The organism is Peribacillus sp. QJM3NY_7 (genome assembly GCF_056173225.1).
This window is the reverse complement of sequence record NZ_CM149663.1, coordinates 1,801,010-1,814,118: the sequence shown is the minus strand read 5'-3', so window position 1 is coordinate 1,814,118 and position 13,109 is coordinate 1,801,010. Positions and strand designations below refer to the sequence as shown.

The following is a 13,109-nucleotide window of genomic DNA, read 5'->3' as shown; positions in this document are numbered from 1 at the left end:
CTAACTTTACCTTGTACTCTTCCCATGATAACCCACCTGCTCTTCAAAATGTGAATAGTTTTGCTTTATTAATCATGACTAACAGTACAAGAATACAACGCATATAAAGTTATTACAAATAATTATACCTATAGTCTAATTTCATAAAATGCAGATGTGGTAAATTTTGTACCAATACAGAAAAAAGCTGAAGCACCCAGAAGTGCTTCAGCTCTTTTTCATTTTTTTCTTCATCATCCCATATGATCCAATCATGAACCTCTAGAATTTCCAGGAATTTCATCAACCTCGGTAAGGCTGGTTCCGCTTCCTCACCAAAATGTTCACTCATCGCTTCAGAGATCTGATTTACATTCCTTTGGAACTCCATCTGTTTAATGGCATATGCTCCAAACTTATCAAGCTTGATTTTACGGACTGATGGCTGTTTTAAGAAACGAATGGTCATTCTTTCCACAAAATTGGTCCTTTGAATGACCAAAAAAGTTGCTTCCGAAGATTCTTGCACCATAGTAACGCGTCTTTCCAAATGGGGAACCATGGTTAACAGGTTCCTCTTTTTTGATTGGCGTTTACGAAGCATCTTCTTTTTTCCCTTTGCTGGATACGAACCAAAGCAATCCAGCTAGAGCAAGGAATAATAAGAATGGCAGCAAATTGCTGGCTAATTTAGCCGCAGCCGGAACTTGGACACCTGCTGCGATCAATATGGCAATAAGAACACCAATCAATGATTCACCCGCTATTAAACCAGAGGCAAATAATACACCTCTGTCAACCCGTGCTTTAAGCGCTTCTTTTGTTTTCGAGAAGAACTCAACGAAGAATCGAATAAATCCACCGATCATGATTGGCGCACTAGTATGAACCGGCAAGTAAATGCCCACTGCAACGACAAGTGAATTCAAACCGAAAAACTCTAATGTAATGGAAATAGCCGCACCGATAAAGATCAGAGTCCAAGGTAAATCTCCCCCTAAAACACCTTCGGCAAGTATTTTCATAAGTGCCGCTTTAGGTGCAGGCAGTTCTGCAGAACCCATCGTATATGCGTTATCCATAAGAACCAGGATAAAACCAATGACAGAAGCGGACGCAACAACACCGATCATCATGGCAACTTGTTGTTTCCATGGTGTTCCGCCGACGATAAATCCTGTTTTTAGATCCTGAGAAACATCACCTGAAACCGCAAGCGCTGTACAAATGATTGCAGCGACGGTTAAAGCGGCTACCATTCCAGTCGTACCAGTAAAACCAGTTGCCTTATAGACAATCGCAACAATCAATAGAGTGGCGATCGTCATTCCAGAAACAGGGGAAGACGAACTTCCAACGATTCCAACAACCCTTGAAGCCACTGTCACGAATAAAAATCCAAAAATCGCGATTGCAATCGCACCGATGATTCCTACATCCGTTATAGGTGTGAAAGCAATGATTAAAATTAAGATGATCGTACCCAACCAAACGTATTTCACCGGTATGTCTTGTTCTGTACGGATAGAACCCGATTTTAGTTGTCCTTTATTGGCTTTTACGCCTTTAAGAGTATCAATAACTGAACTGAAAAGTATTGGTAATGTTTTGATCAAAGTGATCAATCCGCCCGTTGCAACGGCACCAGCACCAATATAGCGAATATAATTATCCCAAATTCCCCATGCATCCAATTCACCGATCGGTACATCAGAAGGGAAAATGGCTGTCCCATTGTTTCCGCCAAAAAAGCTGATGGCCGGTATTAAAACGACCCAGGCTAATAAACCCCCACCTAGCATTTGCCCTGCAACACGCGGTCCAATAATGTACCCTACACCCAAAAGGGAAGGAAAGGCATCAAGACCAACCACTGCATTTTTAAAATTCGTGATCCCTGTTTCAACCTCTGTCTTGAAAAGCTTAAATCCATCACCAAGCCCTTTAACAACACCGCCAATTACCAAACCGGCTCCGATTAGCTTGGCGCTTGTACCGCCCTTTTCTCCTGACTTCAGGACCTCGGCACATGCCGTACCTTCTGGATAAGGCAATGTTTCATGCTCCCTTACAATCAAAAGCTGGCGAAGGGGAACCATCATGAAGACCCCTAAAAATCCCCCAGTTAATACTACGAAAATGATGAATGCTTGACTCACGTCCATGTCCCACATGAATAATGCCGGAATGGTAAATACAGCACCGGCACCAATAGCCTCACCTGCCGTGGTCATCGTTTGCACAATATTGTTTTCTAATATTGAATCCCTGCGAAAAACCCCTCTTAATATGGCCATTGAAATTACCGCTGCGGGTATAGAAGCAGAGACAGTTAAACCAATAAGTAGGCCTAAGTATGCATTTGCCGCCCCGAATACGATTGCAAGAATGATCCCTAGAATGATTGCAGTTGCAGTCAATTCCGGTAGAGATTTAGATGCAGAAACGTACGGGACGAATTTACTCTCTTTTGAATTGTTCAACAATTTAGCCACTTCCTATGTTAAACTTTAAAATCACAGAGAACATTATATCACTGTAATTTAAAGTCACGCAATGGGGAAATTCTGCTTATTAAAAGTTTGATTATATCCAATAATCAGATTAGTAGTTTCGGTTATAAAATATATAAAATAATATTGATATAATAACCATGACTAATACGTTACCCGAAGTCACTGTCTATCATTCATTCAATGATAGTATCATCAGCAACCCTTATCACCTCGATAGGCACATAACCACTGGGTAAGTGCACATTAGAATGAGATTTAACATATCCTGAAAAATCAAGTCTTAAAAAAGGAATGATAAATTCATGGTCTCCTATATGGACTATACTTCACCATCCACACAATTCTTTTTCGATGTCAATAAAAGCAATTTCATGAAAAAAGACAATCAAAACTATATTAATTCATTAGGTGTTAAACAATTAAATACCCTCGAAAATGTTTCATTATTAGATATTTACCTTAGTACAGACAATGTCGTAGAACCGCATTATCACCAAAATGCAGCGGAGCTAGTGTATTGCATTTCTGGAGCGGCAACCGTTTCCTTACTTAATCCATTTACAAAGCAAATTCAAAATTACCCCATTAAACCCGGTCAAGTGGCCAACGTCCCACAAGGTTGGTGGCATTATGAAGTGGCTAATGCTGATAATACCCACTTGCTCGCCATTTTTAATGCACCAACACCTGAGGTGATCCTCGGTTCAGATATCTTGAAATTGACACCTGCAAATATTATGGCTCATACTTATTGCATGGATGAAAACCAATGGAAAAAAGCAATTGCACCAGTTCAGCCATCAACATTCATCGGTCCGCCAGCCAACTGCCATCGAGCGGCCGAAGAAGACATGCAGCAATATCCTCAATATATTAATCACTATGATAACCAAATGTATACTGCCCCGGATTACAACTATCAATATCAGCTCAATCCCCCGTATTATTATTATTGAAGATAGATATTGGGAGCATGATTCCCCCTGTTCGAGGGCCTATACAACTAATATATCGGAATCGAAAAAGCAATGGAGAACCCTATTACATAAGGGTTCTCCATTGCTTTTAATTACATGATCCGTTTTTCCCGCCACATCTTATATTATGGTAGTCACCTAATGTGGTTTATGGGCATTAAAAATCCAGGGTACGCTTGGATACAATCAGTTATACTTCTCTTTATATTCTACCGAGTTTCTTCTTATAATATAAGAGATTCTCAAATTGATCCCCCATCTATAACAACAGACGATTCATTTCAATTTTGCGGTTGGCTCAGAGCTTTTCTTATATAAAGGTACCTACAGATTTCAAAGTGTTCAATCCAATTCCATAAAATTGCAACTATAATGTTGGAGATTGGAGAAAATGCTAAAGTGGTATCAGAAAGATTAGGACATTCAAATCAGGATCTTCAGCAGAAAACTTTTCAAAAGCTCTAGGAATAAAGAGCATGGACCAATAAATGTGGTCATTTTGTGGTCATTTAACTAAAAAAGCAATGGAAAACCCTATTACATAAGGGTTCTCCATTGCTTTTAATTACATGATCCGTTTGAACATTTTTTCCATTTCATATATGGAATATGAGATGATGATAGGTCTTCCATGAGGGCATGTGAAGGGATCTGTTGTCCGCCTCAGTTCATCCAGTAGTGCTTGGATTTCATCATTGCGCAGATGACGGTTTGCCTTTATGGAGGCTTTACAGCTCATCATGATGGCTGCTTCTTCGCGCAATTTTTTGATGTCGACCTTTTTCATCGATAGCAATTGTTCTATCATTTCCTCAAGGATTTCCTGTTCAATTCCTTTAGGGAACCATTGTGGATGCGATCGGACAATATAGGCATTATAGCCAAACTCCTCTAAAAAGACGCCGACTTTTTCCAACTCATTCCGATATTCATTTATCCGGATACATTGGTCCGTTGAAAATTCAAGGGTGATGGGGACCAGCATATCCTGTAGCTCGTTTTCAACCCGACCGACTTTTTCTTTAAAGTATTCGTATTTAATCCGTTCCTGGGCAGCATGCTGGTCTATGATATACAAGCCCTTTTCGTTTTGGGCGAAAATATATGTTCCATGCATTTGCCCAATCGGGTACATCGGAGGGATGCGGCTTTCCGGTTCATTCGCCTCGATTTCCTCCTCTTGTTCGACTGTGTAGGTTGTAAACTTTTCAGCTGACTCGAAATATGATTTGCTTTCATCATCTAGTAAGACCGGTACATAGACATCTTCCATTTGCTGCTGTTCAGTGCTATAGATTATTTCCTTTATTGGTTCAAAATTGAAATCTTCATTATGATCCACGTAATTCTTTTGTTCCTGCTTTTCCCGTATCAAGGTATCCTTCAAGAGGGAAGCTTCTTTCTTGGCTTCTTCCAGGACCCGCTTGCCGCTTTCCACAACATGGTCCAATTCCAGAGTGGTTTGCTCACTTTTCACCTGTTCCGGCTTTGCTGCTGGTGTATATCCACTTGGTATTAGAGACATCTTTTTAAACGAAGATTTAATCGTTTCCGATACAAGACTGTACAATTCCTGTTCCTTGCTGAGCCTTACTTCCATTTTGGATGGATGTACATTGACATCGACAAGAATCGGATCCATTTCGATATTCAGCAAAGCGATTGGAAAACGTCCAATTGGAAGAAGTGTATGATACCCATCCAGGATTGCTTTCACGAGCGCATAGTTTTTAATGAAGCGCCCGTTTATCATGGTTGAAATGTAATTCCTTGATGCCCGGGTGATCTCAGGCATGACGATATATCCGGATAATTTGAAATCTAAGGAGCTTGCCTGAACCGGAATCATCTTTTTGGCAATATTCGTACCATAGATTGCCGCTAGCACCTGCCTGACATCACCGTTACCATTCGTATGGAGGATACGCTTCTCATTGTGTGTTAACCGTATAGAAACATCCGGATGTGAAAGTGCGAGCCTGTTAGCGACATCCGTAATATTTCCTAGCTCGGTATGAATGGTTTTCATATATTTCAACCGTGCAGGGGTATTAAAAAACAAGTCGGAAACCAGGATATCCGTTCCTTTACGGCTGGATGAAGCCTCAAGTTCCTTAACCAAGCCTCCTTCAAGAAGTATGCGCGTTCCTACCCCTTCGCCAGTGCTGCTTTTCATTTCAAAACGGGAAACTGAAGCAATACTGGGCATGGCTTCACCGCGGAAGCCAAGTGTTCGGATTCGGAAGAGATCATTTTCATCTTTAATTTTACTAGTGGCGTGACGTTTAAATGCCGCTTCTATGTCATCAGGTAAAATCCCATCGCCATTATCCACGATCCGAATGGAACCAAGTCCAGCCTCCACCAATTCAATCTCTATAATGGTACTGTTTGCATCTATTGCGTTTTCCACAAGTTCCTTAACGACTGAGGCTGGGCGTTCAACAACTTCGCCAGCTGCGATTTTATTAGATAAAGCCTCATCAAGCTGTATGATTTTTCCCATTTTTATCGCCTCGCTTTAATTCTCATTTAAGTTTCTTTTGTAATTTATAAAGGGTATTCATTGCCTCAAGCGGCGTCATTTCAAGGATATCCAGTGATTTTATGTCATCCAGCACCTTTTTTTCCTTTGGTGAAGAATTCACCCTTCCTTTAGGAGCTTCTTCTCCAAAGAAGGAAAGCTGTGCCTCATTGACGGATGTAACAGGGGCAGCTTCGGCAATAGATGCTTTTTCAGCAGCAGGCTGTTCAGGAATCGCCTTTGCCTGTCCATTTTCATTCTCTAGCTTGGCTAAAATAGCAGCCGCCCGATCTATTAACTGCTCCGGTAAATCAGCAAGCTTAGCCACATGAATTCCATAGCTTTTATCTGCTGGCCCTTCTTTAATTTTATGAAGGAAAACGACATTTCCATTTTGCTCAATGGCACTTACATGGATATTTTTCAATTTTGGGAGTTCCGTTGCCAAAACAGTCAATTCGTGATAATGAGTCGAAAAGAGTGTCTTTGCCCCAATTTCCTCATGAATATATTCAATGATGGCCTGAGCAAGCGCCATCCCATCATAAGTTGATGTTCCCCGGCCTATTTCATCAAATAATATCAAACTGTTTTCTGTCGCATTCATGATGGCATTTCTTGCTTCAAGCATCTCGACCATGAATGTACTTTGACCGGAAATCAAATCATCTGCCGCGCCAATCCTGGTAAATACCTTATCAAAAATAGGTAATTCAGCTATACTTGCGGATACGAAGCATCCAATTTGCGCTAAAATCGATGTTAGCGCTATTTGACGCATATACGTACTTTTACCAGACATATTGGGCCCTGTGATCAAGAGTAACTCCCGATCTCCATCCATAAAGCAGTCATTGGGGACATATTCCTGTGATTGAAGGACTTTCTCGACCACTGGATGCCTGCCTTCCTTCAGTACGATTCTTCGATCATCGGAAAAGACAGGCTTCACATAATGGCGTTCTTCACTAATCGTCGCAAAGCACTGCAGGACATCCAGTTCACTGACGCCTTTCGCCAAATCCTGTAAGCGAGGGATATAGCTTTTGACCTCTTCACGAAGATTGAGGAATAAGTCATACTCCAAACTGATGCTTTTTTCTTCTGCTTGTAAAATCAAAGCTTCCTTTTCTTTCAATTCAGGTGTGATATAACGTTCGGCATTCGTTAAAGTCTGCTTCCGTTCATAACGGCCTTCTTCAAGCAGATGCAAATTTGCTCGTGTGACTTCAATGTAATAGCCAAATACACGATTATATCCGATTTTCAAGGATTTGATCCCGGTGCGTTCCCGCTCTTCGCGTTCAAGCTGTGCAATCCAAGTTTTCCCGTTTCTGCTGGCATCCCTGTATGTATCCAGCTCCTTATGGAAACCGTCCTGAATGATATTCCCTTCCTTCACGGACAATGGAGGGTTTTCTACAAGCGCCGTTTCAAGTAAATCCGTCACTTCTTCACAAGGATCCAATTTATCGGCCAGGATTGAAATATCCTGATTGGAAGCCATTGACTTCACGATTTCACGAATGACCGGCACCTGTTGCAAGGAACGTTTCAGTTGAATCAAGTCCCGAGCGTTTACATTCCCGAAGGCCACCCTTCCGGCAAGCCGCTCCAAGTCGTACACTTCCTTCAGGCGTTCACGTAAGTCTTGTCGTTCGAAGTATTGATTTTTCAGGGTTTCAACAAGGCTTTGTCTCCGCTCGATCTGTTTTTTATTTATGAGCGGTCTATCAATCCATTGCTTCAACATCCTTCCGCCCATGGCTGTTTTTGTTTCATCAAGCAGCCATAGTAATGAGCCTTTTTTACCTTTGGAACGAATGGTTTCAGTTAATTCCAAATTACGTTTGCTATAATAATCAATTTTCATATATTGTGATGTTTCATATGCAAGCACTGGCTGTAAATGATCCAGGCTGCGTTTTTGGGTACGGTATAGATAATTCAATAAACGTGAGGTCGTTATCGCCAGTTTCTGGTCTTTTAACAAATGAAGCAATGGAGCGAATGACTCGCCTTGGACCAAATTACTCTCTAGGGATAGGGCGGCTGCGCCCCGTTCTTGAAGCATTTTTTTCCATTCTTCATTGAAATCCTCGGCAATGACCACTTCACTCGCACCAAGGATGGCAAATTCATTCAGAACTTCCTCGAAACTCTCAATCAATGTAACCTTATTTTCCCCTGTTGATAAATCATTGTATCCAAAGCCAAACTGACCATCCGTAAAATAAGTGATGGTGGCAATATAATTATTTTCCTTTTCACGAAGACCCTTACTATCCATTTTCGTTCCCGGGGTAATCAGCTGGACAACTTCCCTGCGTACCACACCTTTGGCTTGCTTCGGATCTTCGGTCTGTTCACAAATAGCTACTTTAAAACCTTTTTCTATCAATATATCAATATAATTAGCAGCCGAGTGATACGGAATGCCGCACATCGGAATTCGCTCTTCACTACCGCCTTCTCGGCTCGTTAATGTGATTTCGAGCTCTTGTGATGCATTCAGTGCATCGTCAAAAAACATTTCATAAAAATCGCCTAAACGAAAAAATAAAAAGGCATCCTGATACTCTGCCTTAATTTTTAAATATTGCTGTATCATTGGAGTATATCCAGCCATTCCTTCAAAACCTTTCCAAACTAAAATCTATTACACATTTATGTCCTTCATTATAACATACGAAAATGCAACATGGCCTGTATTCGAAATTGCATGGTAAATCAATTATCCTTTACATTGTAAGCTAGCTGTATCTGCAAAGCCATAGGGACTTGTCCCGCTTCAAATGAAATAAAACCGGATGAAGGGAATGTCATCCGGTATTAATTTCTATATTCTATTCGTCTTCGAATTCATCAAGGAAATCCGGATCTAAATCTTCGAAATCCTCATCATCGAAATCAGAGCCCCAGTCATCCTCACAGCGGCCATCTGGACTTACAGCGACACAAATTTTCGTTTCGCCGACGACTTCCACAAAGAATTCCCTTTCCACATGGACAATGATTTTTTGTCCACATGGGGAGATGCATGCTTCTAAACAATTCGGCTGTTGGACAGCTTTTGCAGCGATTTCATGGTCATCAAGATAATCGGGATCACGGTATTTCAGCGAAATAACGTCGGTATATTGCACTTTTTCAGTTACAACTTCCGTCTTCGAATTATGGTTATAAGAATACCAGACGTTGATTTCGTAGCTGCCGTGAATTTCTACCTTTTTGCCGACTTTCTTTGCATCGTATTTATGGTTGATGATCCAACAACCTAGAATGCTAGAAGGATGATGAGCCGGGCAAATGGTGTGAGAGGACTTTGTGAATTTACGTCCTTTTGCCACCACCGCTTTAGTAATTATCTCTCTATATTGTGACATGCTAGCGAACCCTCCTCATACAGTTTCCATTCATCCTATGCGTGGTAAAAGTCTATTGTGCGTAGAATTTTAATTGTTTGAAAACTGCTGTAATGTTTTAAACCTAGGTTATTTTATGCGCATGTTTTGGGATATGTGTCACGAATGGGCACTGTATAAGGATTTCCGCATATTAAAAAAGCCCTTCTGAAACCAGAAGGGCTTTTTTAATATTCATGAACAGCTTCCGCCGCCTGCTTGTACCTGTGAACCTGTCTCACCTCGAAGGACATCGCCTTCGGTTGATTCAATAATCAGGTCCGTCACCTTATTCGATACCTGTGATGAGACCATTTGTAAAAGATCATTTACATCCACTTGGGATTGTTTGAATTCTTGCACGATCGGAAGTTCATCCAATTGTTTTTCCAGTGCATCAATTTTGGCCTGCACTTGACTGTATGCTTTCTCTTTGCCGTAATGTTGGAAGTTTACAGCCTGTTTTTGCAAACTCTTGATGCTGGCGATCATTTCACGGATTTTTTGATTTTCATTGATGTGAGCTTCTGCCCGTTTAAAGAAATCGACTTCTTCCGTGCTGGCGATCATTTCAGCAAGCTCGGCCGCTTTATTCAGAATGTCATCTTTAGTATATTTAGTCATATTACTCCACCTCAATCGCCGTTGCTTCTTCAACCATATCCCCATTTAATGACCATGTTTTCGTTCCGGTGATTTTCACTTTTACGATTTTGCCAATAGCGGATTTTGGTCCTTTGAAGTTCACGAGCTTATTTTTCGTTGTATAACCTGCTAATACTTCCGCATTCTTCTTGCTTTCGCCTTCAACGAGCACTTCAACAATCTGTCCATCATACTCTTTCATTTTCAATGCGCACGTTTCATTTACAAGGGCATTCAAGCGTTGCAGACGTTCCTTTTTCACTTCCATCGGTACATTATCCTGCATTTTCGCAGCCGGTGTTCCCTCACGTGGTGAATAGATGTAAGTATATGCTGCATCAAAACCAACTTCACGGTATAATGACATCGTTTCTTCAAAGTGCTCTTCCGTTTCATTCGGATAGCCTACAATGATGTCCGTGGTTAGCGATGCACTTGGGATAGCTTCCTTGATTTTTTTAACTAGCTCTAAATATTGTTCGCGTGTATACTTACGGGCCATGATTTTAAGTGTTTCCGTACTTCCCGATTGAACTGGAAGATGGATATGGTCAACGAGATTTCCGCCTTTAGCCAGAACTTCAATCAAATGATCATCAAAATCACGGGGATGGCTTGTCGTAAAACGAATACGCGGAATGTCGATTTTGCGGATTTCATCCATCAAATCGCCGAAACGATAATCGATATCCGTAAAATCTTTACCGTAAGCATTCACATTCTGTCCAAGCAGGGTTATTTCCTTGTAACCCTGTGCCGCTAAATGACGGACTTCCTGGATGATATCTCCAGGCCTGCGGCTTCTTTCTTTCCCTCTCGTGTACGGTACGATGCAGTATGTACAAAACTTATCGCAGCCATACATGATATTGACCCATGCCTTAGTTTTTCCTTTACGCACTTTCGGAAGGTTCTCGATTACATCACCTTCTTTAGACCAAACCTCAATGACCATTTCCTTGGAAAGATACGCTTCATTAAGAATTTGCGGCAGGCGGTGGATGTTATGCGTTCCGAAAATCATATCTACAAAATGGTGCTTCTCAAGAATCCGCTTTACAACTGTCTCCTCTTGTGACATACAGCCGCAAACCCCAAGCAGTAGATCAGGCTTTTCCAATTTCAATGATTTCAAATGCCCCAATTCACCGAACACTTTATTCTCTGCGCCTTCCCGAATCGCACAAGTGTTAAGTAAAATGACGTTAGCATCATCCACCGAGTCTGTCGCCTGATAACCAAGTGCCATAAAGATGCCCGCCATGACTTCTGTATCATGTTCGTTCATTTGACAGCCAAAAGTGCGAATGTAAAACTTTTTACCTTCTCCCATTCCGCGGAAACCTTCAGGAATGGCAAAGTCATCATGATATTCTACTTCTTCTTTTCCCCGCTTTTTCGCATCCTTTAAGGAAGGTGGAATATAAACGGCTTGAAAGTACTTACTGAAGTCCTTTTCGGATTTTTTGTCCGCTGGATTCTCAGCCTGTACTTGTTGTGATTCTAATCGTTGTTTCTCGTTCATAGTTAATCTCCTTTCAAAATAGTTAGTTTATTTCTTTCACCAACTATTCCAAGACCTATCATCAAATGGATTTATACGGATTCCTTTTTAAGAATTTCCAGTAAATATTAGCTATTAAGTGTGATATATCCACATTATCATAGTATAAAGCTTTTAACAGCAAGAAACAATCATTCTGTCGTGGCTTCTTCAATTGTAAGAAATTTTTCACAAATATTGAAAATAAGAACATGAAAGAAGAGGCTATGACGAATTTAGCCTCTTCTTATCATTTTTGGATGACGCTTTCCCCTTTCAAGATTTTTCAAATGCAGAGCATGCAATTTCCACCTTTTTAGGTGTTCAAGGTATAAGGAGAACCTTACCACACTGGCCTTTGATCATCAGTTCAAATCCCTTTTCAAAATCACTGAGTGAGAACCGATGGGTAATCATTGGTTTTACATCAACCTTGCCACTTTCAAGCAGACTTGAAACCTGTTGCCAGGTTGAAAACATCTTCCTTCCAGTTATCCCTTGGACAGTAAGACCCTTGAATACGATATCCTCAGTTATATTAATCAAGACGGGCTTAGAAGGCAGACTTAGAATGGATATTCTTCCACCATTGGTCGCCATCTTGAACCCTTGTTGGATAGCTGCTGGATTCCCGCTCATTTCACAAACAACATCCAGCCCGTCCCCACTTGTAATACTTTTCGTGATATCCACTGGATCCTGATTCATTGAATGAATGAGGTGTGTGGCACCCATCTTTTTGGCTAGCTGAAGTCGATAATCATTAATATCAAGAGCGATTACTTTATCAGCACCTGCAGCCTTTGCTACAGCAATCGCCATAAGCCCAATTGGACCACAACCGATTATTGCCACCGTTTTACCCAGCACCTCGCCAGCTAGCACTGAATGGACGGCATTCCCCATCGGTTCTTGGATGGTAGCTATATCGAGTGGCATATCACTTGGATTTTTCCATAAATTCTTGGCTGGCAGAGCTATGTACTCTGCAAAGCACCCTTGTTTATCCACACCGATAATGTTTGTTTTTTTACAGATATGGAATTGTCCGGTTAAGCATTGCCTGCATGTACCGCAAACTATATGTGTTTCGGCAGATACACAATCACCAACTGAAACATTACTGACACTTGCTCCTATCTCGATTACTTCCCCTGCAAATTCGTGCCCAAATACGTATGGCGGGCTCACCCTTCCTTGTGACCATTCATCCCAGGTGAAAATATGAATATCCGTTCCGCAGATCGAGGTCATCTTCACTCGAATCAAGACCTCGTCATCACGAATGTCCGGTATATCGACAACTTGTAATTGTGCCCCATAACCTCGGTGATGTTTGACGATCGCTTTCATTTTACCTTTCAACATGTACATTCCCCCTGAAATAGGGCTGTGCTTTTTCATCTACCTTAATATGTAAAGATATGAAAAATCAATCACAAAAATACCATAATCACTTTTGTACCGGCCTTTTCACATTAATAATGATGATTTTTAGGCATTCGTACATTTTTGTTAAAT

9 protein-coding genes are annotated in these 13,109 nt (G+C 41.1%); 1 reads left to right on the top strand and 8 read right to left on the bottom strand.

What is annotated here, in order from left to right:
• Window positions 1-112 precede the first annotated feature (112 nt).
• Entirely contained in the window at window positions 113-583 is a 471-nt protein-coding gene (locus AC0VX1_RS08810) for a PqqD family protein (protein ID WP_475470769.1), read from the bottom strand.
• Entirely contained in the window at window positions 573-2,462 is a 1,890-nt protein-coding gene (locus AC0VX1_RS08805; RefSeq protein ID WP_475471740.1) for an OPT family oligopeptide transporter, read from the bottom strand. The genes AC0VX1_RS08810 and AC0VX1_RS08805 overlap by 11 nt, the downstream gene beginning before the upstream one ends.
• Before the next feature lie 335 nt (window positions 2,463-2,797).
• On the opposite strand from AC0VX1_RS08805, the gene AC0VX1_RS08800 reads away from it, so the two are divergent.
• Window positions 2,798-3,451, top strand: coding sequence for a cupin domain-containing protein (locus AC0VX1_RS08800; protein WP_463502428.1), 654 nt, complete (start codon window positions 2,798-2,800; stop codon window positions 3,449-3,451).
• 586 nt (window positions 3,452-4,037) lie between these two features.
• Here the strand turns inward: AC0VX1_RS08800 and mutL are convergent.
• The 6 genes from mutL to tdh form a co-directional block, all read right to left on the bottom strand.
• Window positions 4,038-5,978, bottom strand: coding sequence for a DNA mismatch repair endonuclease MutL (gene mutL, locus AC0VX1_RS08795; RefSeq protein ID WP_475470767.1), 1,941 nt, complete (start codon window positions 5,976-5,978; stop codon window positions 4,038-4,040).
• A 22-nt stretch (window positions 5,979-6,000) separates the two neighbouring features.
• Window positions 6,001-8,625 carry a DNA mismatch repair protein MutS gene (mutS, locus tag AC0VX1_RS08790; RefSeq protein ID WP_475470765.1) on the bottom strand — a complete coding sequence of 875 codons (2,625 nt, stop codon included), beginning with the start codon at window positions 8,623-8,625 and terminating at the stop codon, window positions 6,001-6,003.
• A gap of 217 nt (window positions 8,626-8,842) precedes the next feature.
• Window positions 8,843-9,382, bottom strand: coding sequence for an outer spore coat protein CotE (locus AC0VX1_RS08785; protein ID WP_057278378.1), 540 nt, complete (start codon window positions 9,380-9,382; stop codon window positions 8,843-8,845).
• Window positions 9,383-9,595: 213 nt separating this feature from the next.
• Window positions 9,596-10,024, bottom strand: a complete 429-nt coding sequence (locus AC0VX1_RS08780; RefSeq protein WP_034313499.1) for a YlbF/YmcA family competence regulator — start codon at window positions 10,022-10,024, stop codon at window positions 9,596-9,598.
• Between the two features lies 1 nt (window position 10,025).
• On the bottom strand, window positions 10,026-11,570 hold the full coding sequence (gene miaB, locus AC0VX1_RS08775; protein ID WP_048684706.1) for a tRNA (N6-isopentenyl adenosine(37)-C2)-methylthiotransferase MiaB: 1,545 nt from the start codon (window positions 11,568-11,570) through the stop codon (window positions 10,026-10,028).
• A 342-nt stretch (window positions 11,571-11,912) separates the two neighbouring features.
• Window positions 11,913-12,953: an L-threonine 3-dehydrogenase gene (gene tdh, locus AC0VX1_RS08770; protein WP_475471738.1), complete on the bottom strand. Its 1,041-nt coding sequence runs from the start codon at window positions 12,951-12,953 to the stop codon at window positions 11,913-11,915.
• Window positions 12,954-13,109: the final 156 nt, after the last annotated feature.

What these genes read in the sequence shown, in the direction of transcription:
- AC0VX1_RS08810 (WP_475470769.1), bottom strand. Translation starts at nt 583, where the DNA reads ATGCTTCGTAAACGCCAATCAAAAAAGAGGAACCTGTTAACCATGGTT.
- AC0VX1_RS08800 (WP_463502428.1), top strand. Translation starts at nt 2,798, where the DNA reads ATGGTCTCCTATATGGACTATACTTCACCATCCACACAATTCTTTTTC.
- mutL (WP_475470767.1), bottom strand. Translation starts at nt 5,978, where the DNA reads ATGGGAAAAATCATACAGCTTGATGAGGCTTTATCTAATAAAATCGCA.
- mutS (WP_475470765.1), bottom strand. Translation starts at nt 8,625, where the DNA reads ATGGCTGGATATACTCCAATGATACAGCAATATTTAAAAATTAAGGCA.
- AC0VX1_RS08785 (WP_057278378.1), bottom strand. Translation starts at nt 9,382, where the DNA reads ATGTCACAATATAGAGAGATAATTACTAAAGCGGTGGTGGCAAAAGGA.
- AC0VX1_RS08780 (WP_034313499.1), bottom strand. Translation starts at nt 10,024, where the DNA reads ATGACTAAATATACTAAAGATGACATTCTGAATAAAGCGGCCGAGCTT.
- miaB (WP_048684706.1), bottom strand. Translation starts at nt 11,570, where the DNA reads ATGAACGAGAAACAACGATTAGAATCACAACAAGTACAGGCTGAGAAT.